The sequence below is a fragment of the Chitinophaga sp. LS1 genome (genome assembly GCF_034274695.1).
In the GTDB taxonomy this organism is placed as follows: Bacteria; Bacteroidota; Bacteroidia; order Chitinophagales; family Chitinophagaceae; genus Chitinophaga.
This window is the reverse complement of the sequence record NZ_CP128362.1, coordinates 7,212,919-7,238,560: the sequence shown is the minus strand read 5'-3', so window position 1 is coordinate 7,238,560 and position 25,642 is coordinate 7,212,919. Positions and strand designations below refer to the sequence as shown.

At 38.3% G+C, this 25,642-nt stretch carries 23 protein-coding genes; 17 read left to right on the top strand and 6 right to left on the bottom strand.

What is annotated here, in order from left to right; all coding sequences use genetic code 11:
- Positions 1–295: 295 nt before the first annotated feature.
- Positions 296–892, bottom strand: a complete 597-nt coding sequence (locus QQL36_RS29600) for a DUF4468 domain-containing protein (RefSeq protein WP_321567752.1) — start codon at positions 890–892, stop codon at positions 296–298.
- Positions 893–1,097: 205 nt separating this feature from the next.
- Between QQL36_RS29600 and QQL36_RS29595 the strand changes: the two genes are divergently transcribed.
- The 12 genes from QQL36_RS29595 (at position 1,098) to QQL36_RS29540 (ending at position 14,381) form a co-directional block, all read left to right on the top strand.
- A complete protein-coding gene (locus QQL36_RS29595; RefSeq protein ID WP_321567751.1) occupies positions 1,098–1,937 on the top strand; it encodes a hypothetical protein in 840 nt (279 codons plus the stop codon).
- Between the two features lie 126 nt (positions 1,938–2,063).
- On the top strand, positions 2,064–2,636 hold the full coding sequence (locus QQL36_RS29590) for a GIY-YIG nuclease family protein (protein ID WP_321567750.1): 573 nt from the start codon (positions 2,064–2,066) through the stop codon (positions 2,634–2,636).
- 10 nt (positions 2,637–2,646) lie between these two features.
- Positions 2,647–2,913, top strand: coding sequence for a DNA-deoxyinosine glycosylase (locus tag QQL36_RS29585; protein WP_321567749.1), 267 nt, complete (start codon positions 2,647–2,649; stop codon positions 2,911–2,913).
- Positions 2,914–3,005: 92 nt separating this feature from the next.
- A complete protein-coding gene (locus QQL36_RS29580) occupies positions 3,006–3,431 on the top strand; it encodes a hypothetical protein (protein ID WP_321567748.1) in 426 nt (141 codons plus the stop codon).
- Positions 3,432–4,480: 1,049 nt separating this feature from the next.
- Positions 4,481–6,187: a hypothetical protein gene (locus QQL36_RS29575; RefSeq protein WP_321567747.1), complete on the top strand. Its 1,707-nt coding sequence runs from the start codon at positions 4,481–4,483 to the stop codon at positions 6,185–6,187.
- Positions 6,188–6,198: 11 nt separating this feature from the next.
- On the top strand, positions 6,199–6,561 hold the full coding sequence (locus tag QQL36_RS29570) for a hypothetical protein (protein WP_321567746.1): 363 nt from the start codon (positions 6,199–6,201) through the stop codon (positions 6,559–6,561).
- An 8-nt stretch (positions 6,562–6,569) separates the two neighbouring features.
- The gene (locus QQL36_RS29565) at positions 6,570–7,277 is read left to right on the top strand and encodes a hypothetical protein (RefSeq protein WP_321567745.1); all 708 of its coding nucleotides are present in this window, start codon (positions 6,570–6,572) and stop codon (positions 7,275–7,277) included.
- Positions 7,278–7,596: 319 nt separating this feature from the next.
- Positions 7,597–7,923 (top strand): IS66 family insertion sequence element accessory protein TnpA, encoded by a 327-nt coding sequence (gene tnpA / locus QQL36_RS29560; protein ID WP_072362417.1) that lies wholly within the window; start codon positions 7,597–7,599, stop codon positions 7,921–7,923.
- A gap of 3 nt (positions 7,924–7,926) precedes the next feature.
- Positions 7,927–8,295 carry an IS66 family insertion sequence element accessory protein TnpB gene (gene tnpB / locus QQL36_RS29555; protein WP_083730638.1) on the top strand — a complete coding sequence of 123 codons (369 nt, stop codon included), beginning with the start codon at positions 7,927–7,929 and terminating at the stop codon, positions 8,293–8,295.
- Positions 8,296–8,341: 46 nt separating this feature from the next.
- On the top strand, positions 8,342–10,105 hold the full coding sequence (tnpC, locus tag QQL36_RS29550; RefSeq protein ID WP_083730637.1) for an IS66 family transposase: 1,764 nt from the start codon (positions 8,342–8,344) through the stop codon (positions 10,103–10,105).
- A gap of 284 nt (positions 10,106–10,389) precedes the next feature.
- Entirely contained in the window at positions 10,390–12,102 is a 1,713-nt protein-coding gene (locus QQL36_RS29545; protein ID WP_321567744.1) for a DUF4403 family protein, read from the top strand.
- Between the two features lie 107 nt (positions 12,103–12,209).
- The gene (locus QQL36_RS29540; protein ID WP_321567743.1) at positions 12,210–14,381 is read left to right on the top strand and encodes a hypothetical protein; all 2,172 of its coding nucleotides are present in this window, start codon (positions 12,210–12,212) and stop codon (positions 14,379–14,381) included.
- A gap of 313 nt (positions 14,382–14,694) precedes the next feature.
- Here QQL36_RS29540 and QQL36_RS29535 read toward each other — a convergent pair whose 3' ends face one another.
- The 5 genes from QQL36_RS29535 to QQL36_RS29515 form a co-directional block, all read right to left on the bottom strand.
- Positions 14,695–15,744, bottom strand: coding sequence for a group II intron reverse transcriptase (locus QQL36_RS29535; protein WP_321567742.1), 1,050 nt, complete (start codon positions 15,742–15,744; stop codon positions 14,695–14,697).
- Positions 15,745–15,834: 90 nt separating this feature from the next.
- Positions 15,835–17,166, bottom strand: coding sequence for a group II intron reverse transcriptase (locus QQL36_RS29530; RefSeq protein ID WP_321567741.1), 1,332 nt, complete (start codon positions 17,164–17,166; stop codon positions 15,835–15,837).
- 5 nt (positions 17,167–17,171) lie between these two features.
- A complete protein-coding gene (locus QQL36_RS29525) occupies positions 17,172–17,510 on the bottom strand; it encodes a hypothetical protein (RefSeq protein ID WP_321567740.1) in 339 nt (112 codons plus the stop codon).
- Between the two features lie 21 nt (positions 17,511–17,531).
- Positions 17,532–17,657 (bottom strand): hypothetical protein, encoded by a 126-nt coding sequence (locus tag QQL36_RS29520; RefSeq protein ID WP_321567739.1) that lies wholly within the window; start codon positions 17,655–17,657, stop codon positions 17,532–17,534.
- 450 nt (positions 17,658–18,107) lie between these two features.
- Entirely contained in the window at positions 18,108–18,842 is a 735-nt protein-coding gene (locus QQL36_RS29515) for a reverse transcriptase N-terminal domain-containing protein (protein WP_321567738.1), read from the bottom strand.
- A gap of 1,240 nt (positions 18,843–20,082) precedes the next feature.
- Here QQL36_RS29515 and QQL36_RS29510 point away from each other — a divergent pair.
- The 5 genes from QQL36_RS29510 (at position 20,083) to QQL36_RS29490 (ending at position 25,576) form a co-directional block, all read left to right on the top strand.
- Positions 20,083–21,456, top strand: coding sequence for an IS110 family transposase (locus tag QQL36_RS29510; RefSeq protein ID WP_321567737.1), 1,374 nt, complete (start codon positions 20,083–20,085; stop codon positions 21,454–21,456).
- Positions 21,457–21,573: 117 nt separating this feature from the next.
- Positions 21,574–21,975 carry a reverse transcriptase domain-containing protein gene (locus QQL36_RS29505; protein ID WP_321567736.1) on the top strand — a complete coding sequence of 134 codons (402 nt, stop codon included), beginning with the start codon at positions 21,574–21,576 and terminating at the stop codon, positions 21,973–21,975.
- 1,109 nt (positions 21,976–23,084) lie between these two features.
- Positions 23,085–23,273 carry a hypothetical protein gene (locus QQL36_RS29500; protein WP_321567735.1) on the top strand — a complete coding sequence of 63 codons (189 nt, stop codon included), beginning with the start codon at positions 23,085–23,087 and terminating at the stop codon, positions 23,271–23,273.
- Between the two features lie 234 nt (positions 23,274–23,507).
- Positions 23,508–23,804, top strand: coding sequence for a hypothetical protein (locus QQL36_RS29495; RefSeq protein ID WP_321567734.1), 297 nt, complete (start codon positions 23,508–23,510; stop codon positions 23,802–23,804).
- A gap of 935 nt (positions 23,805–24,739) precedes the next feature.
- Positions 24,740–25,576: a hypothetical protein gene (locus QQL36_RS29490; RefSeq protein WP_321567733.1), complete on the top strand. Its 837-nt coding sequence runs from the start codon at positions 24,740–24,742 to the stop codon at positions 25,574–25,576.
- The last annotated feature ends 66 nt before the right edge of the window (positions 25,577–25,642 follow it).

Here is a 25,642-nt window from a genome sequence, read left to right as displayed (position 1 = left end):
AATGTACCATTGCAAAACATGCTTAAGACGAATTCAGCATGACATGGTACTAATTACTTTACAAAGCGCCTGGTGGCTCGAATGATATTGTAAATGCAGTAGGAGGCAATGATCCGTATCACCATATCAATGATTAGGGGCCAGCGTTCTAATTCAGTTCTGTATTTTCTCTGTGGATTGGCAAAGGCCAAGGCTTTTGCTATAGTAGCCAAAATCTACCTGCTACTACAGTTTATTTTGCACTCTCGAACTATTCTTTAAAACATCTTTGGCCTTACAAAATTTGCTCACGACTTCAAAAAGTAGATTCACTTATCTTTTTAGTAGTCAACCAGCTGGCAATATTGGAGAGAGTATTATAGAAATCCTTATTTAATGAATTGAAATATACTTTATTCTGTTCTACCCAAGAAGTATTTTTATCCTTATAATAGGATTCATATTTTTCAATATACCAGGCATCTCCAATATTAGAACTTAGTGAAGTAAAAACGTTAGCAGCATATACTTTAGACCTTATTCTAATATCATCAATAATAATCTTTACTCTACCTTCTTTGACATAAAATTTAATAGTATTCCATACTTGCCTATCATCAATTATTGAAGTTCTTTTCATTTTCCCCTCAAAGGGTTTTTCAAAATATCCTGTATAAACCAGAAATCCGGCATCCTTATCGTCTTCCTGTTTTGTGGCTTTTTGTGAATTATAATTTTCTAATGCCCATTCCTTAATTCTAGTATATATATCATTTTTACTAACAGAGTCAACGTGAATTATCTTTTCATAACGGATCTTACCGTTGTGGATTGGAAAGATATTATATAGTAAAGAATCCTGTGCATGGACGAGAATTGGAGTAAACAAGATTAAAAATAAGAATCCTTTCATTATGCAGAGTAAATTATTTGTGTTTGATCTCTATTAAATATGTGTGAAGATCCTAAAAATGATCGATATAATATGAAGGCTAAATAGTATTTGCTTTAATTAATTCCATTAACAGTACATTAACCGATGGGGTTGAAAAATGGTTTATATTAGAATGATTTCGATCTATTAAAAGAAAGATATAACCCCATAATTGTATTATATAATGCGCCACTTCTATATTTCCCGTATCTATATTGTTACTCTCGTCTTTACCGTCATAAATGTAACATGTGGACCCAACTATTCATCAAATTCTCATAATACAAAATCAACGCAAGCCAAACTATATACACTGACTGAAGATGAAGTTATCCTGTGGTCAGGCCCGGGAGAACAGTTTGAAAAAGTGATAAACGAAAAAGCTAGCGAGGCAATGCATGAAACAGAATATGCGGAGGTAGATAAGAGTGTAACAGTGATAGTTGAAGAAGTAAACCAACAATGGTCAAGAATAAAAGTCATTCAGCCTGACTGGTTAACAGAATCTCATGTAGGCTGGGTACAGACAAAATATCTTGTAGAACCAAGCTCTTTGCCTAAACCTAAAGTCGTAGCAGGAAAGCTTAAGATTTTTAACAATATTAACCTTCTTCGTTCAAAGCTATCTGAAAATGGAATCGGACGGCTTCATGATTGGGTGAGTGATGGACTGAACGGCTATATGAGTATAACTGATTATTACAGATTTGGCAAAGCATCTGTTCGTAGTGGAATTGAAAATAATCTTGCCTATTATTTAGAAAGTGATAATGATATGTATATAAAAAACTTGAGTCTAGTTCTTAATATAAATAATATTACGGAGAAAAAACAGGCACTTGAAAGACTTATTTGGTTAGCGGAAAAGACATTTCTTACCTTGGATGTTCATTCACCTTCCGGCCTTCGAGAAGCTATTTTGAAAACAGAACAATTTAGAAATGAAAATGATCTATTCGTAACACAACTTACACTTAAAGAAAGCAAAATAGAAACTTGGGAATTAGTTATATCAACTAAATAATGCGAACCTGTTACGATGTAAATCATCCGGATATAGATTCCATTTGACTATGTAAAGGATAAGTAATGCTCTTTCCAATACCCATCATTCCCTTGCATATAAAATAACCAGAAGAAATTAAAATTAATGAATACAGTTTCGGGATCACGAATAACCATAAAAGATCAATTCAACGAAATTGATCAGGCAATTTCTAATGAAGCCGCCAGACTAAGGCAATTGTCAGGTGAACTTGTTTTTGAAAATGTTATTGAGTTTGAACTCAATAACAACATTCCGCCTATTGCAGAATATCTAATGCACCGGAAGGGTGTTTATTTCTTTCAGATAAAGAATAAAGACCTTTCCCTTGATGTATTGAGCTGGGTGACAACATTTACGCAGTTGTGGAAAGATGCCGATGTAATTTGGGTTCCAGGCATAAAAAAAGCACGTGTTAATGCGCATAGGAGCTTTGATGAATGGATCCCCTTATATATAGGAAAGTCAAAAAATGTAGGTGGCAGAATTACAGAACATATTCATCAGGTAAAGGATCGTAGGACATTTTCCATGAAGTTAAAAGCAAGAGCAAATTTACATGGAGAAGTATTGAGAGTAAGTTGGATTCCACTTGATATTGTAAATTATGATATGATAGCACCGGCAATTGAAAGTATGTTAAGGGAACGAATAAATCCAATTACCGGAAAGCAATAAGAAGCAGTCTATGATAAAAAAAGCGTTTTCTCCAATTGTTGATGAAAATAGCAAAATTCTTATACTTGGCACTATGCCTGGCGAAAGATCTTTGCAACAACAACAGTATTATGGACATAAGGGGAATCAATTTTGGAAATTGATTTTTACATTAGTTGATAAACCTCTTAGTGATAACTATGAGGATAAAAAGCGGTTACTTCTGAATAAAGGGATTGCATTATGGGATGTACTTGAGTATTGTGAACGAACAAGTAGCGCAGATAGTGCTATGTAATGATGGTACAGGTAATATTCATTCTTACGAAAGAAATTAACAAACATATATAAACCATAAAGAATTATACCTGGAATTGCAATACTGATATTATGGAAAAATATCTTTCCTTTCGAAATCTTCATGAACGTACGGAAACATATATTGAACTGTTGAAGAGAATCAACGTTATCGTCCAACCTTTTTATACAGGCACATTATCAGTGGATGAAATCGTAGCCGCTGTCGATGTACTGAAACGGAGAGTGGAACCTGATTTCAAAAAGTATCTCAGCTCCCTTATCAGTGATGGCATCATTTCAAAAAATGGTGATGATGATCTTGTGAAAAGATCAGAGGAATTTCTTAACACTAATTATGATTATTTTAAAGACAAAGCCTTTCTTGACGATGAGTTGAATGCATTCGCGGCACTCAGACTTTCTGTTCTGGAGCAGCTTCAGGAAATGAGATTCAAATCTTATAAAAGCATGCTGGTAGAGCAATTGTCGCAGAATGCCCAGCAAGAGGTGGTCTGATCTTTAGTACCCAATAACGGAACGTTTCGAACCAATTTCCCCCTAAAAATTCAACCTGATCTGAAATCCCATAGCAGATTCGGAGAGAAATAAAGCAAAAAAGCCGGAGATTGTCCCAATGTCTTTGATCAGAGATATTTTAAACAATGGTGACCCTGATGCCTGGAAGAATGGAATGCGGGCAAAGCGTTCGCATCTATCAGCAAAAATATGTGCTATCGCAATGGTTGGTATATGATTAATGATCAGACCAAAATAATGTTCGCTATAGGCATCTATGGACAAAATCTTTTTATTGACCGGAGTAATAATATTGTTATTGCAAAGTTCTCATCCTGGAAAAAGCCGATAGATTATGTCGCATTGCCGTTAACTCACCAAATAGTAAAAAATATAAGGAGTTTGTTGATAAACTGATATTTCGTCTTGTAATAAAAATCTAACTCAACATTATCTAAGCTAAGGGGTGGCTATTTTCTCATTATCATCATTGCGCATTATTGAGACTGCTAATAACTGTATGCTGGAGATCTATCTCCATTTATCTAAACTTATTTGTTTTAAATGTTTGTCTAATATGAACGGCCGAGTATTTAACATCCTTGGTGTCTAACTTATTGATTTAAGTTTGTGTTCCTCTTTGTTCTTTCAACTCGTCTTGGTTCGAGATCAGATCCATTTGATCCGAAGGGCTACTGCTACTGAGCATTAGAAAGGATGTCGCTTCCAGTATGACATTCTTTCTAACACTTCAAATACACTTGTTTTACGCAGTTTCACAGCACTAATCTATACTGGATTGGGGTGGCATCTCTCTCTAATCGTAATAGGGAAAATATATTCGCTTCTATCCTAAGAGCTATAGTTCGTAATTACATAATAGTTACTTGCTTCTCTTTAAAGAGAAGCAGGCGCATATACCGCCATTATCCAACACAGAAGAATGTTCATACTCCCTTTAAAATACAAACTAGTTGGTATTTTAAAGGTGGATTATAATTGATAGCTTTGGCGACAACTATTATCCTCTTATAAATACCCCAATGACAATGAGATTTTTATATACTTTAATCCACCTATATATTTTCTCTTTTTTATTGAATCCCCATGCAGTTGGGCAAAACAGGAAAGTAATAGAATACGATTTCAAGACACAGGAATTTAATGGTATTCTTCCATTTGATCAACCTTTTGATATTAAAGTTAAAAACCTGGATGCGGAAGTTGCTTCCTTTGAAGTGACAATTCAGGAATTGAAGAAAGTTGATTATAAGAGAATAGGTAAGTCAGAATTACAACTCAATGATCTGTTATCTGCATCTAACCAACCTCGCTTTAGTAGTGGGAAGCTCGTGAGAGGAAAAGACTTTATGGGCAATACCGCAGTTGTGGTAATAGGTGCATTTTTGGAACCTAATTCAAAGTATTTTATAAAAGTAGAAGGAGAGACCGGTCGAATTGATATTCCCAGAGAGGAAAAAGAAAAGGTAGTACAAGCAGTTATGGCGAATAAGGATTTTCAGAAAATCATTGATGCCGAAGCAGATAGCAGGATTAAGGATCCTGATGGCATGAGTAATGATATTTTGAAGCACTCAAAAATGATTACTGATATTGCTAATAAAGAAGCAAAGGTTATTAATCCAAATTATGAAGTGGCTGATACTTCCTATCAGGAGCAGTTTATAGGTTTAGCTGATATCTCGACAACTTTTAGTAATATATCAGATGACATTAATACCGCTAAAGGGAATATTTATAACAGATTAGCGATAGATCTTAACAAAGAAATAGACGTCCTTAGAAAGTCCTTAAAGCAATCTAAGGCAAAGTTAAAAAAGGAGAAGAATCCTAAAGCTATCAAAGAATTGACTAGTGAGAATGCTATCGCGAGTAAGGTTATTGTTGATGGAAATAAGCTCGTTGACACATACAAGGAATTAAGTAAGAAGTTTAAAAACGAAGAGAACAATATATTCACCGACAATGAAACCTTCTTCAAAAAACTTCAAGATGTCAACTGGGCTACTTTCGAAAAAGAAGGCGATGAGGGAAAGAAGGTAGAGAATCTGATTAATTCAGAATTAGAAAGCACGTTTAAAAATGAAAAATCACCCGTTCGTATAGATTTTGCAGGAGTTAAAGCAATAGAACAGGAAGCTATTGAAAGAATCAATAGTGAGTTATTCGAATTTGAGAAGAAAAAGAATGAGACCATAGAGAAGGTTGGTGTACAGATAGAAGCGGCAATCTTTGCTCATGGACAAACTGGGTCTACCTACCCTATGTCTACAGAAGATCATCTTAAATTGCATGTAACTCTTGATCTTGGTTATGCTTATGTTGGCCAGATAGACAGAGGAAATTTGTACGCTGGTATGAATATTTACTTCAGAGCAATAGACACCTCTTTACCTTTAAAAAACTACAGACGTACTTTTAAAGATATAGTAGGATCAAGACTGTCTCTATTGTTAGGTATCAGCTTACAAAATATCGATCAGGCCGGTGTTAGAAGGGGACTGATAGATAATAGCAAGGCGCTGGTAACCGGCATGGGTGTTAGGTTGTTGCCTTGGTTTAAGGTAAATACCGGTGCTTATTTATATTATAAATACCCATCCAATCCCCTCGAGAATAAGAATAAGATGACGTTCACAGGTTCCCCGTTTGTTTCACTTTCCATCGACTTTAACCTGAGTAAATTCTTAGGAAGTTTCGGCAACGGCCAGGTAGCAAAAATATTTACTCCTTAAAATATATTGAAATGGATAACATTACAGTAGTAAACCTTCATACAAATCCCCGTATAATACCTCGTGGTAATGGAGAAACAGCAGTGAAAATCTCCTGGCTACAGACATTTAAAAATGTAGATGGGAATCCTGTTAAATATATGCTGAACCTACATCCGGACAGGAAATTCTTTTTCGTAAATGAAGATGGTAACCATGAGAGAAGAATAACTTGGGAAGAGGTTCTGACTGTAGGAACAAAGGAGCGGGTAAAGGAAGTAACCATCATTGTTACTCCTGAACCCGATGACATGGATAGTTGTATGCTCAGGTTAGATGTGGAGGATAGCCTTGGTTTTTTTGATAAAGACAAGTTTACATTGATCTTCAAATAGCACCCCAAATGCGCATTGAATTATATATTATCTTATTATTGTCAGGATTCCTTTATTCCTGTAAGAAACAGGACGATGAGTATCAATTAAACGACAAAGAAGGAATTGCACTTAATGATATACTTTCATTCGAAGCAGTTGATACTCAAATTGTCCCAGCGGATAATGTATCCTATGCGGAGGTTACTGTCAGAATTGCCCGATTGGCAGATACAATAGGAAGGGAGGTGACATTTAGCTCTAAGGATGCAAATTGGGAAAATGATGACAGTATCATTGTTGTGTCGGCCAATAGCGATGGATTAGCATCCGCCAGGATCAGAAGCACTGCTGTTGGAAAAGTAAGAGTAAAAGCAACAGTGGCTAAATACTATAGCATTGATACAAGTGTTACATTCTCCAGAGCATATGCTGAATATCTTCTGCTGGAAAGTGACAAGTATGAAGGAGATACAACCGAAAGCTTTACTATAACCGCCAGCTTGTTAAGAGATCAGGGTGTTGTTACTGACCATACCATGGTGTTGAGTGAAGTTATTTCAAGGGATACATCCCTTTCTCTCATCGCTCCTGAAATTGTTTATACAGAGCAGGATAAAGCAACTATTCTTGTAGCGAATCCTTTCAGAATATCCGGGCGTTTTGAATTGAGAGTTGCTACGTTGAAAGCAAGTGGCGATACACTAAGAAAAAGCCTTGTATTCAGGATTAAATAAACACCGGAGTATTTTTATTGAACTAAGACCTTAGATATTTAAGAGTGCGTCCCCTCCGCTGCATCACAAAATTCTTTATTGGCAAACAATTTTAGAAGACCAATTAAGGAATCGAACTTTTGTGAGTTGAGTATGAATACATTATTAGCTTCTATATGACTGATTCCCGATTCAGTTCTTGACACTCAACAGAATAAACGGTGGCCTTTTAATAGAAATCAGCAACTGTTCAAGGCTGACGGATTCAAAGTAAGTATTCGGTTCTCGGCGTTCCCGAATAGAAATTAAATATTGCGATCATTGCATCAAAATTTAAACGATGCGAAAGAAGCAAATTCAGAGATCTCTCCCTGGTTCTCCCTTAAAAGTAGACATGGCATTCCATGTTCGTCAGCAGCCTGATTCCGGCATGATTATTAGCGAATACTGCAGGGCTCATCAAATAAGTGAAGGCAGTTTTTATTACTGGTTAAAGAAAACAAACAATACTTCACCGGTTCCATCCTCACCACCAGCAATACTTCCCGTAAAAATTGTAGCATCATCAAATGAGCCTGTTAATTCAAACTTATTTGCTGAAGTGCGCGGTATTGCAATTTATCAACCTGTGCCGGCAGAATATTTACTCACCTTGCTAAATCATTAGTCAATGTTGTCATTAGCTGGTTATAATTTTTATATCTATACATCTGCAGCGGATATGCGGATGGGAATAAATGGTTTGTCAGGCATCGTACGTAATCAAATGGCACTTGATCCATTAGCTAAGGGCATCATCTATTTGTTTTTTAACGGGCGTCTCACCCAGGTGAAAATGTTGCAATTTGATGGAGATGGTCAGGCGCTTTATTACAAAAGACTAGCCAGAGGCACCTTTGGCAAACCTGTTTATGATCCTGGTTGCCAGGCGATGATGATTGAACGCAAAGATGTGATGCTCATCCTGGAAGGAATCGAGATTAAGTACAGAAAGCGTTACGAAAGAAAGTCAGGAAAATCAACAGATCAGCCAAACTAATAATGCTGTTTTTGCGTTAATATAGCCAATACCATGACACAAAGCAGTGCGCCCTGAATTACTCACTTCTATAACAGATGCATTAAAACAAATCTCCACGCTAACGGAGACCAATGGGGAGTTGTTGGAATCTCTGACCAGAGAGAGAATAACGTTTGGTAAGATTATATATGACCTGAATAACCAGCTGGAAGCAAAGAATGGAGCATGTGATAAATTAAACCGTTATCTGAATCAGGCACATGAGATTATGCTTGATAGAGAACATCAGGTCATTGAATTGCAAAGCAGGATCGAAGCATTGGAAAGTGAAAATGCGCTCTTAAAAGAGCAGGTTGCTCAGGGAGAAAAGAAGAGCTGGCAGTTACAGGAGTTATGTGAAATGCTACAGGGTAAAAAGAGTGAGAAATTTATACCTGAACGTGAAAAAGTAGATGCGGCCATACAACAAACCTTAGGACCTGATTTTGATCTGACCGAACTGGAAGAGATTATAAGAGTAGCCTCCACAAAAGGCGATATTCAACAAGTGGATGACCAGATCCGGAAAGGCAACCGCAAAAAGAAAAAACATCTCGCTCATAAAGGTAGAAGAGTACAACCATCTTGTATAGAAGTAGTGACAGAAACAATTGACGTCGAAGGAGACAAGACAGGCCTGATCCCTATGGGCAAAAAAGTGACGACCTATTACGAATACAAGCCGGGTAAAATTATTAAAGTACAACAGGAGCGGCTTCAATATCGTACAGAAGATAAAAAGTTTGTCTGCCAACCAGTAGCCCCTCGTCTGGTAGAAAAAGGAACAGTAGGAAACAGCCTGCTGGCACACTTACACAGCCGCCGGTTTGGATATGGGGATCCATATACACGTCAGTTACGGTATATAAAAAGCACTACTGGCATCAGCTTCGCAGCATCAACGGTAAATGGTTGGGAAGAGGTGGCCTTTAAGAAACTGCTAAGGCTGTTGAGATGTATGAAAAAAGTAATTGTGCAGGCCCGGTATCTGAAGGTCGATGAGACAAGATTAGATTACCTCAATGATATTGGAGAAGGCAAACCATCCAGGGGTTGGCTATGGGTATTTTTATCTGAAGAACAAAAATTAGTATTGTTTGAATTTAACCCATCCCGCGGACATAAGGTTCCACAGCAGATATTAAAAGATTTTAAGGGCACGCTTCAGGCGGATGGCCTGGGTAGCTATGTAGCAGCTTTTAAAGATAATGAGGAGGTGGACCTAATGACATGCCTGTCCCATATCCGCCGCGGTTTTAAGAAAGCAGAGAAATATGATAAAAAGCTAGCGGCAGAAGCATTGACATTGTTCAACATCATTTACAGGATAGAAGCCTTTGCCGAAAGAAAAAAGATGACCGATGACCAGCGATTGGCATTGCGTCAGAAATATAGCGTTCCTTTTCTCGATAAAATACATATCTGGTTGCTGGAACAACAGCAGATAGATCATCTGCCAGGTACACCAATAATTAAAGCAGTTAATTATGCCCTGGGGCAATGGCACAAACTAAAAGCATTTACGACCCTTGGATACGTCGATGCCGACAACAATGGCGTCGAGAGGGCCATCAGACCCGTTACTACCTTCCGCAATAATAGCCTGTTTGCCGGAAATGAACATGGAGCAGAGAGAGTAGCACTTTTTTACTCCCTGATCGAGTCTTGTAAACTTAACGACATCGATCCTTATATTTATCTTAAAGATATCTATGACCGCCTTCATGATTGCCCAGCTCATGAACTTATTAATCTGTTGCCTCCATATTGGAAGAAGAAAAATACATGATTACATCAATTAGCAGATTAGCCCCGAATTACAAAGAACTTCATTTATAGCCAATACCATGATTACAGCAGCAAAGATAAGGGCTGTAAAACATTATTCTGGAATGCCGAGGTCCGAATACTTACGATTCAAATACTAGTTTACCCTCAAGGTCAACGTTGCATGTAAGCTTTTTAAATATCAACCTAAAATGTTTATTGAATATTCCCCTATATTAGAATAATTGTATTATTAAATGTAACAATACTTAATAAATTTATAACCAGCCCAAAAAAGCCATGAGAATGAACTTAACTATATGGCTCTTTCTGCCATTAATTTTTACAGTATCAACAGGTTGTAAAAGTTACAAAGAAATAACAAAAAAGCCTGATCGCTTACATCAGGAGGTTGAAATTCCCACTTTTGAAAGTCGTTTTGTCCTTGCTTTAAAAATTGATTTGTCAACTTTAGAAAACCATATCAATGATGCTTTCAAAAATAGTTATAGTAATACTGATGAAGGCACCTACGAGTATAAATCCTGGATAAAAACTAAGGACCCTCTTTACAACCCAAATGAGGCCATAGTAACAAAAGATCTTTTATATAATCCAAATAAATGGTTGAAGACAAAAGACCCTTTATATAATTCTAAAAAATGGATCAAAAAATGGGGATTCAAAACTAAAAATCCTTTGTACCATCCAAACAAATGGCTTGAAACTAAAGATCCATTGTATCATCCTAATGAGTGGATATCGACAAACAACCCTTTATATCATCCGAACGAATGGATTGAAACTAAAGGACCTTCAGTTGCTGTGGGATATCGATATGACTACGTATTAGATTTAAAGGAAAGGATAAAACTTTCTTATGTAGATGATAATACTTTAAGAGTAGTTGCTCCCATTTCATTTAAGGGTACAGTAGGATTTCAAGGAGCACTCCCAGCCAATTTAACTCTAAATAAAAAGAATTTTGATGGAGTGATAGAGTTTCTTGTTGACACACATATCTCTATGACTCCAGATTGGTGCCCCAAAATTGAAGCGGTAGTTACTCATAATTGGCTAAGCAATCCTCAGGTTGAAATAATGGACAATATTTATATCTCAATTACTAGTGTTACAAATAAAATTCTCAAAAAGGTCGAGGAAAATGTAAACGAAACTATCAGTAAGGAAATTAAATGCGAAAGTGTCCGTGATGTCATTAAAGAAAGATGGAAATACTATGGCTTTAAATTACCTGCACTGGCTAACGGAAAACATTACCATTTAAATATAAACCCTACATCAGCAGCACTGTCTACACTAAAGGTTTATAAAGACACATTAGCTTTATATGTTGGCATAAAAGCTAATATTAGTTTGAATGATGAAATTGTCAATACTACAAAGATAATCCCAATATTAGAAGAACAAATAGAAGCACCAAGTGAGATTAAAGTATTCGTCCCATTAGTTATTAAATATGACGACATTAAGAGCTCTGCAAATAAGTATTTTAAGGAAAACAATATTGTACTGAGTCCTAATTTAATTCTAAATAAAAAGGCAAAGATAAAACTGCGTAAAATGGATATTTATCCAAATGGTGACGAGGTCGTCGTTGGTGTAAATATCAAGGCTTATCTACCCGGTAACGTTTTGCCAGTGTCAGGTTGGGTATATTTAACAGGAAAACCAGTGATGACAGGAGGTAGGAAATTTGAACTTGAAGATCTTGATTTTAGCATGAACGTTGACAACAAATTCTATTCTGTAATATCCACAATTTTCAAACCTTTAATTATTAACGAAATTAAAAAACAAACTACTAGAGATTTAACCAATAGCATAGAGAGCATTAAGAAAATGTTGTTTGAAAAAATCGGCACATATCAGCAAGAAAGAATTGGGCTCTCTATATATAATTTCGACATCGGAGTTTATGACATTGCATTAACCAAAGAGGGAATAGCCATTGTTGTAGAATTAAACTCCACGTTTAATGTATCTATGAAGAATTGAAATTATCAAAAAATAGTATAAACTAAAGCTATACTTTTAAAACAGGGTATTAATACATGATTGTAGGTTTGGAAAAAGCTTAATTTAATAACCATAAACTGCTTTATATGTATATTGACATTCCTGATCTTTCTAACCTGATGCTGAAGAATGGTTACTGGTTATTAGTGGGCTTGTTATTTTTTTACGTGCTGAGTGTAATGAAAGTATATATATTGGCAAGGGTACAGGCTGATATATTAAATAATGGTATTGAGAAACAAGAGCCTTTCAAAGAATTCTTTAAGAAGTTTTTTTATTCGTTTTTCAGTGAGAAAAAATTACACTTACTGACCTTTAAATTCCTACTGAAGTACCGTAAAAAGCAATGGCCGGAGATTGATAATAAACCGGTTAAAAAAATTTTAAAGGTATTAACGGCAATAACTACTTTTCTAAAGCCTTTTATAGTATTCGCGTTCATTTTTTGGATATTGAGAGTTTGGATAGATTCACAAATGATATACGATCCACTAACAATTTCGCTTGGTAGTATTCAGGAAAAGCTATACTTGCTTCGGGCAATGCCGAAGTTGGACATTGTAATTGCTTATAAGGCACTGATTTATTTGTTCATAGGAATAGGTATTATTATGTTAGTTTCCTTATCAAAAAGTGATGACGTGCAGAAAAAGGTAAAAAAATATTATACATATTCTTTTGCTTGTCTGGCTATCCTTATGAACGTATCGTTTTTTACAGTTGGTTTTGCCGCTTCAGTTTCAAACGCTCATTTGAAGTTGACTACATTGACGGTGGAAATCATTAAAGTGCATAATAAAATCTATACTTATGCTGCGGAGGCGGTAACTGTTGAAGCGATTGATAAATACATTGGGGATATTCAGGATGCTAATAATAAAGAAGCCATCAGAATTCAAAAGGAAGCGACTTTACAAAATTCAGATTCTTATGATACTGTTATACTAAATCCTTATTTACGAAGTATTGCACAACGTTTAGATACTTATAATTTAGAGGACGTTCTGAATGTATCTTCCTTTGATCTATTTCCTCCGCCTGATAAAGTTTTTTTCACAGATCCTTTGATTCCAGTCCCCGCTGAGCAGCACTTGGCTAGCTTAAAGCTATTTGATGAAGCATCTGGCCTGGAAATAGATCCTTCCATCGAAAAGCCGGATTTTCCGAAAGGTACTAAAACGCCGGCAACAATAATTGATGATCATTATGACAAGTATATTGAGCCAGTTAACCCCGACGCTGGTTACGATGCTTATTTTTCTGAAAAGAACAACTGGAATTTACAGGAAAGCAGGGATATCCTTGCCGATATAACGTTAGTCAGGAATGCGGCGATTACCAAATCAAAGAAACTTACACCCAAAGCAAATCAGATTCTTGATTTGATTTTTTCCTGTGGTCTTGAAATGGGATTGGATAAATTATTTGAGCCGTATTACCTTAAACAGCAAAAGCTTTTGAAGAAAATTACCTCAGCCCTTTTGGATGTGAAATTCAAAGATTGTTTTGTGAAGGCTACCGTTGGGCTAATGGCAAGAACTAAAGCCAAATTGTCGGTAACTAAGGCTTCGGCTAACTGTAATATAGGCTCTCCCATAGTGGAAAATATTCTGGAAGGTAAGAGTAATAGTGATTGGGTTATTGATGAAAAGGTAGCACTGGAGAGGCGTAAGACTGATTTAATTACCCAGAGGAAAAATGAACATGACGAGCAGGTACGTATTGAACGCGAAACTAGGCTTGAGCAAGAAAGGATTAGGAAATGTCATGAACAATATGCCCAATTAGAAGGGGTTATAAAAGATGCGGTTCAATCAAAGGCTTTAGGAATACCAAATGGATACGGAGAAAGAATCACAGAATATTTAAGGGAGAATCCTAATACGCTCGTATCGAAAGAAGCAATGCGCCAAATGTTGGCATTGGGACAGTATAATTCCAATGTTACCTTAAGGGATAATGTCAATAGGGCCATAAATAGTATTAGTTCCGGTGATATAAAAAAGATTAAGGAAGATTTAAATGCTTATTTGGTGCCTGAAGTGGGCAGCTCCAGCATTGTTCAATACGGTGAGTTGCTTATAAAAAATTATCAGCTGGTGAGTAATAACAGTTCAATCGCATCAATTGTTACAGGGGTAGGAAGACGAGATAATATTAATAGTAGCCAGTTTATGCATTTTTTCCCGGATTTGTGCAGCTGTTGTGGCCTTCCTCGTAAGTTTCCTGTTTGCGGTTGTGAATTAAGATTAAGATGAGGTGATGCTTTATAAACAAGCTCTAACAAAACAAAAACCCGACTTCTATAAGAAGCCGTGTTTCTGTGACCCCGTTAGGACAATTCTCGATTGCGCGGTGCAAAGTCCGTGGGGTGGGGATTTATCAATGAAACACCTCGAAATTACCCGACAGGTAACAAATCCTGTCCGACAAGGTCTAGTCAACCACCGGAAGCGAGTCTTGCGTAGTCATTAGAGATGATGGCAGTCGGGTAAGGATATCACATTGCTGTGACACCCTCCCCTCAGAACTGTGCATGAGAGTTTCCCGCTCACACAGCTCAAGCCAATACTAAGCCGGAGTTTTGCTGACCCCAACCGGAAACAGATACTTAAAACCGTTATTAAAGCCTCGCTCCTGGCAGTCCGGATGTAAGAGTGTGAGATTGGATATATTTCCAGAGCCACCCTCCAACTGACTTTCCAAGTGATGAAGCCTCCAATTGGTAACACTTGTAATTCTTTCCCCACATATAGAGCAGGAACCTTTTTGTCTTTTCCACAATGCCCCGACTTTTTTGCGTCCTTCTTTATTGTTTGCCATCTTTGATGACATCCGATTTTCGAAGTAAGCTTCGTACTTGGGGTCAAAGGGAGTCGCTTCGCTTCGGATTTTTATGTGTCGCCTGATAGGCGTATCCGAGGCATTTTTCAGCGTAATGACAACTGTTGTTTTCATGTTCTCATCTTTGATTGTACAACTAAAACAATGATTTCGTTCTTTGATTTTCTGGAAGTATTTGGTTTGTATCCAAGCCTTGCTTTTATTCGGGTGTCTGCGTTTGGTCCATCGCCTTATGGCTTGCCATATTTCGTAGTCCACCTTTTTGTAGACTTCCTTGGATACTATCGATCGATGATAATTAGCCCAACCTTGTATTTTGGGATTGAGTTTGCGTATAAGATTTTCTTGCGACGCAGTTGCCATCGATTTAATGGTCTTCCTTATACCATTTAGGAACGTTTTTATGTTCTTGTTGCTAGGTTTGATGAGTAACTTTGCATTGGTTCTGCCGAACCTGTACTTGCGTACGTTTTGCCCGAGGAAGTCAAATCCTTCTGAGATGTGAGTAATTTTCGTTTTTTCTTTGGAGAGTTCAAGACCTCTTTCTTTCAGGAATTCCTCAATCAAAGGATATACTTCTTCTACGAGAACGTCCTTTGATTTACCTATTACCACAAAGTCATCTGCATATCTCACAAAGTGAATTCCCCAAGATGATCGTTGTCTACTTTGCCCATATCTATTTAACGAGTTGAATTTTCTTCCCAGTAGGTCTTCTATTCCATCCAGCACCAGGTTCGCGAGGATGGGTGAGGATAGAGTAGGAACAGGACGCACCTTTGTAGTTCACACCACCTGTGTTTCCCCATTCCTCTCTCCAAACCCATCGTGACACTTTTGCGTCAATAGGCTTTCCAGATTGCAACATTATTTCTTTTGTCTACCGTACGTGGGCGTTTTAATATGACACGATTCACAGAGTAGTTGCGCGTTTTCTTTTGTATCCTTGCCTCCTGTTTTCTTCGCCTTTATATGATGCAAATCAAGATTACTCAGGCTGCCACATATTTCACAACGCGCACCTCTTGCTGCTTTTAATTCAGCTTTGATCACTCTCCATGATTCATTATCTGCATTTCCGAACCATACTTTATCTGGTATTGATACTTCTCGTACTGTCACTGCTTCCGTTCTTATTATGGCATCCTTATTCAAATAAAGGTTTGCCGGCTTACGTGATTTGTACTTCGTAAGGGGTTGGTCAAACATCTTGAACAGATATTTTATCCTATTCCCGTCTTGAATACCTAAATTATTTCTGGTACCATTCTGCCGTTTCTTATACATTTTCAGTATTCTTCTTACAGGTAAACGATGACGCTTTTTCAACCAGGACACTAAACGGCGATTTACCCATAGGTCAAGTTGCTTGGCTATAGTCTTGACGTTACTATGTCGATAATAAGCAATCCAACCTCTGAGCAGTGCATTCAGGGCAGAGAACTTTAAAAGGGGAACATCTTTAAATCTTTTCCTTGCTGTCATTTCCTTAACCTTCATCTTTAACTTCTCTATTGACCTTTTAGTGGGCGTAATAAACATTTTGGGCTTGTCATTATTTCTAACATGCCGACGAATATTAAACCCCAGAAAATCAAATCCTTTATTCACATGAGTTATGTGCGTCTTTTCCACTGATAATTCCAGATGTAATTTCTCCTTCAGGAACTTCTCAAATTCATTTCTCAATCTATATGCTTCCTGTTTGGTGCCATTGGTTAATAACAGCCAATCGTCAGCATATTTTATCAATGAACAATTCCCTTTCTTCTCTGTTCTTCTTTTCTCTTTTGCCTTTCGATGTAATCCGCCATAATGTTCCCACCAATATTTATCCATTTCATGCAGATAAATATTGGCCAGTAAAGGCGAGCAAATACCACCCTGAGGTGAGCCAGATTCGCTCTTATGGAATAATCCATTTTCCATGACGCCTGCCTTCAGAAATTGATTAATCAGATTTAAGATTCTCTGATCACCAATCCTTTTGGATAAAATACTCATCAGTGTTTCATGATGAATATTATCAAATGCTCCCCTAATATCTCCTTCAATGATCCAATAGTATTTATTTCGCTTATTGATATAGCTATCCAGTAACGCAATACAATCCATTGTCCTGCGTTTTGGGCGGAACCCGTTGGAACAGTTCATAAATAAACTCTCCCATATAGGCTCTAGCAACATTTTGATAAGCATTTGTACTACACGATCCTTGACAATAAGTATCCCAATCGGCCGTTTCTGATCTCTCCTTTAGGTATGTATACTCTTCTTACTGGTTTGGGATTAAACTTCTTCTCCCGAAGTTCCATTTCCAATTCTGTTACCAGCGCTCTTTTTGCGTCATCCGATTGAAGTGTCTTTTTGGTTACGCCGTCAATACCGGCTGTTTTGGCTCCTTTGTTCTGTAATACAGCTTCAAGAGCCTCTGTAATCCATTCTCTGTTGCAAATAATACGATAGAGATGACCGAACTGATGGTTCGTATCACTATGCGCCTTTCTGGCGAGACTATGTTGAACTTTGATAATATCGGACATACATTTTATTCCTCTCTATTTTCAAACATAAATCTTTACAATCCTGCGGTCCTTCGCCATGTGCAGGACTCTTTTCCTGCTCGGACTACTACGACCACTCTGCCAGGTAGATACCACGTCAATCGCAGCTGATCCATTCTTACGCATCTTTAAATACATAAGACCAGTATCTAACCTTCCTACGTTCATGTACAAGTACATCTGCGCAAACCTTAGGTTCTCTCTTTACGCCCATGAGATATACACTAATATCCCCGACATGGCTGATGGTTTATACCCCTATAACCAGAGCAGTTTGACATCGCAGCAAAAATGCCTTTTCATAGAATCGAACAGATATTCTATTACCCAATGTCTCGTACCATCTCCGTTGTTTGACAGTACGTTCAAGGTGAGGAACGCTTCTAACAAGAGTTTCTTTCGTAACCATAGTTTGCATCAGGCTCGGGATCTCATAACGTAACGGAGTGCCGTCATTTTATCCCTTGTTCTCCGGGCTCCAGACAATCTAATGCTCATTATCCATTGCCTGCCGGATCAGCCTTAGTGCTTTGGGGAAAGCACTATCTTGTACAGGAGGATTAATCCTGCCAAGCATTACTTGTACACGCTTCGCAGCGCACCGATTCCTCCTTGGGGAGTACCTCTTTCTGTGGGGAATAACGTAGCCTGTTCCATGTAACCCGCTTGCAACCATTTCTGTAATACTTTCGTATCACAACAGATATTTTTCAACATCCATTCGTGGCTAATGTTGTCAAAACAACCTTTAATATCGCCTTCCAATACCCATTGTGGGGCATTCTTTCTGGAGAGGTAATTGAATAAAGATTCAATAGCATCTGCAGTACAACGTTCGGGTCTGAACCCGTAGCTGTTCCAATCTGCTTTTGTTTCCGCCATTGGTAAAAGTGCAATAGTATGCAGTGCTTGCATACATCGATCACTCATTACTGGTATACCAAGCGGTCGAAGTTTTCCGTTAGCCTTGGAAATATAAATCCGCCTTAAAGGAGACGGTTGATATCCCGCGCGTTTTAGCGAGTTAACTATGGCGGCTTTGTCTTCTGGAGTTTTTAGGAGTACCCCATCCACTCCGGGTGTTCTTTTACCACGGTTTGTAGTAACTTTCTTAATTGCCAGTATTTTGGCAGCGTAAGAATGCGTTAGTAACCATTGCAGGGCTTTTACCTTGCGCCAGCGACCTTCGCGTGTTGCCTTAGCGATACGGACTTGTAGCCTCATTACCACACGATGAGCCAGGTTCCAGTCAATGGAATCCCAGTTTGCTGCGTGTGTGGGAACCGCATCCATATTTGGTAATACAGTCATTTGCTTGTTTCCCCTTAGTTTTAGGTTCTACATGTTTTCTCGCCATGATTGACCACTACAACAAGTTAGCCGGCTTTCACCGCAGGGCGATCGTTTCATCCCCTATACGCTTCATTACAAAGCATCCTTCGCTTTTTGTCGGTTCCTATACCCTCTCCTTCATGGGTTTTCCTTACGGTTAACTTGCCTTTGCAGGCGAAGAATAGGGCTTACCTTGTTCCGATGTTGTAACAAGACTGGTTTAGGTTCTATCTTTCCGCCGGACGTGTTATTTGTCTGTGCAATCTAAGCTTCGAGTAGATTGTCCCACGTTTGCCTTTTGGCTGGAGCTTTTCAGTTTCTTTAGCTCATTTGTCTTCACGACGTTTATCGATAGTTCAGTTACCTTAACCATGCCAGTCAGCCTAGCCCTATCCCGGATGAAACTTCCAGGTCAGTTTTGGCCTCACAGCCTTTTCTGATAGCCTCGTAGCTATTCGGTACATTATCTCCCGAGCTTCACACCCAAAGATTACTCTTTACGCGTGTCGGGGCAGGCTACTACCAACAGAATGGTAGGTTTCTCTATTCCCTGTTAACCAGGAAATTGAAACAATTACAACATCAGCTTTACAAGTCACACCGAAGCGTAGACAGCGACAGCTGAAGGTATGCTATTGAGCCTCGAAACTCTCCTGAATGTTGAAGGTTTAGTTGTTCGAAACGCTAAGGCAACATCTAACCTGCGTTATTGACGAGTGGGGGCGATTCGACCGTGGACTTAGAACATATCAGAGGCGGACAAGGGTAATAGGGGAACACAGGAGAACCTAACGTCTCCAAACGAAAGTCGGTTTACAATGGATTGACCGAACAATAAGTATCCAGGCTTGCGAGGTACATATCGCCACCTTGTAAAGCACAAAGACAAGGCGGTATCGGGCGGTATCCGAACCGAGAGAGATCGAAGGTAGGGAGAAGGACGAAGGCAGTCTTAGCATCCTCATAGTATACGAATAACCAGCTTATGTTTCGCGCAAAATAACTGGGGCAGCCCCCCGACTAATGTTCAAGAATAATATAAATTTAAAAAGCAAAAGACTTTGCAGTAAGACCTGGCAGTCCAATGAATATAAAATTCATCTCATAGTTTGGTTCTTCTTGCTTTTTAGGTTTCAAATTGGGGCTCGACCCCGTATGGAAGATTATACTTATTTATGCTTGAAGGCAAAGCTCTTTTGCTTCTTAAAGTAAAAAGTCTATGCCCAAAAAAACATCTAAAAAAGTAGCAAATCCAGGCTTTGTACCAATGCCTGTAGTTAATCCGAATGCCGCAGGAATTGACATTGGGGATACCATCCATGCAGTGGCAGTTCCCCAAGATCGAGATCAACAGTCTGTTCGAGTCTTTGGAACGATGAGTTGTGATCTAAAGGAAATAGTTGATTGGTTGGAAAAATGTGGCATAGATACCATAGCGATGGAAAGCACAGGGGTTTACTGGAAACCTTTATTCAACTATTTGATTCTGTATGGGTTTGATGTTTATTTGGTCAATGCACAGCATGTACGCAATGTCACGGGTAGAAAAACGGATCAGAGTGACGCGGAATGGCTACAACAACTGCATAGTTGCGGATTAGTAAAAAGTAGCTATTTGCCGGAAAATGAGCAGGAAACATTGCGAACATTGGTTCGTCACAGGAGAACCCTTACCGAGGAAAGTAGCCGGTTTGTATTGCGGATGCAAAAGGCACTGGAGTTGATGAATATTAAATTGCATACAGTGATCAGCGATATAGTGGGTAAATCTGGTACAGCCATCATCGAAGCTATCATTGCCGGAGAAAGAAATGCTGCGAATTTTTTGCCATTTCTTGATTATCGCATAAAAGCTAGTCATGAAGTTATAATAAAATCATTAGAAGGCAACTGGCGCGCGGAGCAGTTGTTCACATTGGAAGAGAATTATATCAGTTACAAATTCTTTCAGCAACGAATTATAACATGCGAGAAAGCAATAGAAGCACAATTACAGAGGTATGCAGCTATACAAAATGAAGGAGAGATCCCTTTGATAGAAACAAAGAAAGAAGATATTCTGTCCAAAGCAAAAAAGAGGAGTAAAAACGCTCCTGTATTTAATACCAGATCATTTTTGAAAAATATTCTTGGGGTCGATGTTCTTGCTATTTATGGAATGAGTGACATCTGTGCGTTGGAAATACTGTCAGAAACAGGAACTGACTTGGGTAAATGGAAAAACGAAAAACATTTTGTGTCCTGGTTGAATTTATGCCCCAATACTAAAAAATCGGGCGGAAAAATAATCAGCAGTAAGTTGATGAAAAAGAAGCCTAATTCCGCCAGCCAGGCATTCCGGATGGCAGCTAACGGGGTTCAGCGAAGTGATCACTGGCTGGGAGACTATTTTAGACGGATGAAGGCGAAAGGAGGAAACAAGTATGCTATTGTAGCAACCGCCAATAAAATAGCAACTATTTACTATAAAATGGTTACAAATAAGGTAGAGTTCAATCCTTTAGATTTGCAACAATATCAGGAACAGCGGAAAAATGCCAAAATCGCTTACTTGGAAAGAAAGCTGGAATCACTAAAAAAACATGTCGCTTAGTTATATGGAAGTACTGTTTGAAGGGTGGGAAATCAGCTCTATGAAAGCCACTTATTAAGGAAGGGGGATGTCTGTTTACGGAACTAGCATCTTAGCAACACTAAATGTACCAGAGACATGAAAGAAGTTTTAACAGTAGAGAAGCAGAGAAATGGATTGACTATAATAAAAAAAGAAATGAGAGAATACATCAACTACTTAAGGCTTTTAGGAGCGGCACATACCGCGCGCCCAATATCCGTCGGGAATTTATACCGAAAGGAGATGATAAACTACGGCCACTGGGTCTTTGTAGTTGTTGTTACCGATTACAGTCTTCCTACAGTGGAAGATAAGCTGCTGCAGACAGCGGTATCGAAAGTTCTAACTCCAATATATGAGGACTTATTCTATCAGCATTCGTATGGGTTTAGAACGGGTAAATCACAACACCAGGCATTGGAAAAACTGTCAGGAGAATTTAGTGTGAACAGGATGCGCTACATTATAGACGCAGACATGCAAAACTACTTTGGGTGAATCAATCACCAATATATTAATTATTCTTTCGCTAAGGTTACAAAAGAGTGCTCAATGCAACTAAACAATGGCGATCATAAATTAGGCTTACTATCATTACCATTTAACGATAATTAAATAGTATCTGTGAATATCAATAATCAGTGGTTAAATATAAAGAATTTATACTAAAGAAAGTAATTCCTCTATTAGTAGTTATTTTTATTCTCCCAGCAATTACATTCTGGTCAGAGTTGATTAGGGCTATATTACACGGCAATGCATCAATTAGGATCATTAGGTTGTTTCACACAATAACAAGTTTGTTTGAATCAACAGATGAATATGGAGATCGGGGTATCAGTTATATTATCAAGCAGAAGACCATAGAATTTAATCATTCCTAAATCCAGATAATTTGCAGTTATTGGTTCGAAAACTCACCACTACTGGACACTAAAATAGCAAGACTCGTTCTAAGAGCAGGTCCTGCTATTTTATATATATTTTTCACAGTTATAAATAATGCGATAATAAACAAAAAACTATTGCCTAGAGTTAATGAGAAGTTAAAGCGGATTAGTTTATTACGCTACTGGGTATAAACGGATTCTAAACCAGTCCCACATTCTTCATACGACCGATGGTATTCCTTACCAATGTGTGGCCTGTCCATCTTAACCAGATGTCACGAGGAAAATGGGGAAATAATTGGGTATAAGCGAAAATAGCGACCTTTGTATATACTTAAATGGATGATGTATGCCTTTATAGTTTTTTCTAAAAACCGAAGTGGACAGACAACAGCTTATCAGCTTTATGAACATTTATCATGCACAATGTGAAGTGATATGCCCACCTGTGCGACCAAAACGGCTACCAACAACAGGTGAGCGAACTTTCAAATATTGTGGCGTCACATCATCGAAGCGTTGGAAAGAAGCCCATACCTTTTCACATGCTTAGGGAAACAATACGCTATTTTCATTTGATGAATGTGAAAGTTGTAACGAACGCTTTGCTAAATGGGAAACTGATCTGGCTGCGTTTCTGGGTTCTTCGCGCACCTTAAATCAGGTGCGGGGAAAAAACGGTATTCCCAATCCAAGTCCGCGGACAAACAAGTCGAGATGGTGGGTGATGATACCTGTGAAGGGCAGCCTGAACATATAAAAATTGAAAGAACAGCACTGGATAAGGATGCTATTCGCATCGATGTGGAAATAGGTGAAACTGCCATTACCTTCGTCAAGGGGACCTATCGGCCATTGCAAGTTTTTAAGGCACCGGTAAAAATGGTGTATACAATTTTTCCGTAAGTAGAGTTGCCGTTTTATGAGATCACCAGGCAATTCCTGAACAGTTCCTTGTTAGACGATGCGCTTGCGCACACGGCGATTATCAACAAGATTACTTATACTTTTGGCGTGGGTACTTCTTCTCCATTTTTATTATTGTATAAAAAACAAGATCCGAGCCTGGCGTATCCGACACATGTTACCTTACTATTCTGACAGAACTATTTTTTTCAATATGGCATTCCTTATCACAGTATGGATATCGCAAGTTTTGGCCATAAGCCGATCAGCCAACTACAGGTGCCGCCGTTTTTGTTCTTTAAAGGTGAAAATGTGAAATCATTTGCGCGTATCGTTTCGCTTTGGTTACGCGAGCCGCTGAAAGGTGAGAAAGAAACCATTGAGTTCTTTTATGGTGCCGGTATTCCATTAACAACTTATAATACGGCCACAGGCGAGTTAATTGAGGCCAAGCTGAATCTGGAGGAAGTCAAGTTTATCCATCTTTCAAAAGAGAAGATTATTTATTCCGGGAAAAAAAGGAATGTTTAGTGTGTCCTGGTCGCAAAAGTCGCTACATACGGCCTAGGAGGGCGCTTTGACTGGCTGTCTGTTCCTGCCCAAACTGCACTAATCCTTAATAACAGCTGCCAGGCTAAAGTCCTATACTGGTCAGCGGGCAAAAGCAGGCCAATAAGTTGGAAGGGGGGATAACTAGACCTGAAAGTGCGTTTTTCTAGTAAAAACGTCTTAGTCTTCTCTCAGCTGCATAGTACCCACTTCCGCGTAGTAGGAGAGGCGGTCTAAGTGCTGATACTAGACTCTAACAAATATACATCGTTCGAAATACTGAAAAGAGAATAGTTGAATGGAAACAGCAGGTAACCAATGAGGAGTATCGTAATTGAAATAGATAATATAACGAAACTTCAACTGTTTTTCCGCTTTAAGTTTATTAGAACCTAATATTCAACCTCGAACTTTTACTGTACTAAATCAGCTCATTTTGACTCTAATTCCAATAATTTAGTTAAATCCTGCATTATTTGGTCCGACGTTTCGATACCTAGGGTCACAGGAAGAACATCAAACAGCAACAAGCCGCATAAATCGCACGATTTACGCGGCTTTCTTTTTTTGGCTATAATGTTAATCCAATTCAAACCAATCTAAATGGGTACAGCGAAAATCTTAAGTTTACAGTAATCTTTTTTCTCTGTAATGCTTCGTCAAGTTTTGCATGAGTGCTCCTATTGATCTTGCCTACATACGTCCTCGAAGTATTTCTTAATCCGTCTTAGCTATGAGCTAATGGAACTCAATGGGATAATTGTAGAGGTGGGGCGACAATGATAACTTGATCCAGGTGATCTTCCGAAGGTGATCGACATAATAATAGAGTGAAGTCAGATGTTGCTTAGAGCTTTTATAACTATCTTTATAAGGATAAAAAATCAGACCGGAAAAAACATATTTTCTCGAACACCATGATTGAAACAAAATATTGCGCATTTATTGATGTCCTAGGATATAAGGCGATAGTAATGGACACTAGCACCACAAACGAGCAAAAAGTTAAAATCCTTCATAGTATATACTCAAATTTGGCAGTCCAGTTTGTCAATGTCGTCAATCAAGTGAATAGTACTACAGACAGCAAGATCTATCTCAGGTCATTCAGTGATTGCTTCTATTTAGATTGCGCTTCAGTTGAGCCATTGATAATTGCAATAGAGGACATTTTTTCAAATGCCTTCGGTTTTTACGCGAACTTTACCGAAGAGGAGGAGAAAACACCGCTAATGAGATGCGGGATTGTAAAGGACTGGATTGTAAAGTTCAAGGATATCGGGGCCATTGCCACTGGCCAAGACGAGATTAATCCGGTTGGCAAAGCAGTCGCAAGAGCGTATGAAACGTCTGAATTGTCAAAACTGTCAGGTATGCGGATTATTATTTCGCCCGAGGTTATCAAGGATCTGGAGGTTCTTCATTTGACTATTCCAGATTTCCAATGTTATTTTAAAGATTTGTCAACATACGGAGTGGATATGCGCTATTACTTTCGGCACATTGATACCAATGAAAAGAGCGAGGAATGTAATTTATATGAAATGCTTTGGCCTTATAATAGGGTAAATGACCAGGCATATGCATGCATAGATATTTTAACTAAGATTAAGCCAACTTTTCCCCAAGCAGTAATCAGGCAATTTAATAAGACTGCTCAACTATTTCACGACTCCTACCTTCTGAGTGAGTGGAAGGGTAAGGATCTGAGTATCTACGAACGCGATTTAGACGCTTTCGCTAAGCTTCTTTAGGTTAGGTAACTAGGGGGGCTTTATCTTGTATGTACTCTGTCCTGTAGTATGATGAATTATGTTTAA

What these genes read in the sequence shown, in the direction of transcription:
- QQL36_RS29580 (WP_321567748.1), top strand. Translation starts at nt 3,006, where the DNA reads ATGGAAAAATATCTTTCCTTTCGAAATCTTCATGAACGTACGGAAACA.
- QQL36_RS29530 (WP_321567741.1), bottom strand. Translation starts at nt 17,166, where the DNA reads ATGCTTATCAAAATGTTGCTAGAGCCTATATGGGAGAGTTTATTTATG.
- QQL36_RS29575 (WP_321567747.1), top strand. Translation starts at nt 4,481, where the DNA reads ATGAGATTTTTATATACTTTAATCCACCTATATATTTTCTCTTTTTTA.
- QQL36_RS29490 (WP_321567733.1), top strand. Translation starts at nt 24,740, where the DNA reads ATGATTGAAACAAAATATTGCGCATTTATTGATGTCCTAGGATATAAG.
- QQL36_RS29570 (WP_321567746.1), top strand. Translation starts at nt 6,199, where the DNA reads ATGGATAACATTACAGTAGTAAACCTTCATACAAATCCCCGTATAATA.
- QQL36_RS29500 (WP_321567735.1), top strand. Translation starts at nt 23,085, where the DNA reads ATGGTGGGTGATGATACCTGTGAAGGGCAGCCTGAACATATAAAAATT.
- QQL36_RS29585 (WP_321567749.1), top strand. Translation starts at nt 2,647, where the DNA reads ATGATAAAAAAAGCGTTTTCTCCAATTGTTGATGAAAATAGCAAAATT.
- QQL36_RS29510 (WP_321567737.1), top strand. Translation starts at nt 20,083, where the DNA reads ATGCCCAAAAAAACATCTAAAAAAGTAGCAAATCCAGGCTTTGTACCA.
- QQL36_RS29495 (WP_321567734.1), top strand. Translation starts at nt 23,508, where the DNA reads ATGGATATCGCAAGTTTTGGCCATAAGCCGATCAGCCAACTACAGGTG.
- tnpA (WP_072362417.1), top strand. Translation starts at nt 7,597, where the DNA reads ATGCGAAAGAAGCAAATTCAGAGATCTCTCCCTGGTTCTCCCTTAAAA.
- QQL36_RS29590 (WP_321567750.1), top strand. Translation starts at nt 2,064, where the DNA reads ATGAATACAGTTTCGGGATCACGAATAACCATAAAAGATCAATTCAAC.
- tnpB (WP_083730638.1), top strand. Translation starts at nt 7,927, where the DNA reads ATGTTGTCATTAGCTGGTTATAATTTTTATATCTATACATCTGCAGCG.
- QQL36_RS29565 (WP_321567745.1), top strand. Translation starts at nt 6,570, where the DNA reads ATGCGCATTGAATTATATATTATCTTATTATTGTCAGGATTCCTTTAT.
- QQL36_RS29505 (WP_321567736.1), top strand. Translation starts at nt 21,574, where the DNA reads ATGAAAGAAGTTTTAACAGTAGAGAAGCAGAGAAATGGATTGACTATA.
- QQL36_RS29525 (WP_321567740.1), bottom strand. Translation starts at nt 17,510, where the DNA reads ATGTCCGATATTATCAAAGTTCAACATAGTCTCGCCAGAAAGGCGCAT.
- QQL36_RS29515 (WP_321567738.1), bottom strand. Translation starts at nt 18,842, where the DNA reads ATGACTGTATTACCAAATATGGATGCGGTTCCCACACACGCAGCAAAC.
- QQL36_RS29600 (WP_321567752.1), bottom strand. Translation starts at nt 892, where the DNA reads ATGAAAGGATTCTTATTTTTAATCTTGTTTACTCCAATTCTCGTCCAT.
- QQL36_RS29540 (WP_321567743.1), top strand. Translation starts at nt 12,210, where the DNA reads ATGTATATTGACATTCCTGATCTTTCTAACCTGATGCTGAAGAATGGT.
- QQL36_RS29545 (WP_321567744.1), top strand. Translation starts at nt 10,390, where the DNA reads ATGAACTTAACTATATGGCTCTTTCTGCCATTAATTTTTACAGTATCA.
- QQL36_RS29520 (WP_321567739.1), bottom strand. Translation starts at nt 17,657, where the DNA reads ATGCGTAAGAATGGATCAGCTGCGATTGACGTGGTATCTACCTGGCAG.
- QQL36_RS29595 (WP_321567751.1), top strand. Translation starts at nt 1,098, where the DNA reads ATGCGCCACTTCTATATTTCCCGTATCTATATTGTTACTCTCGTCTTT.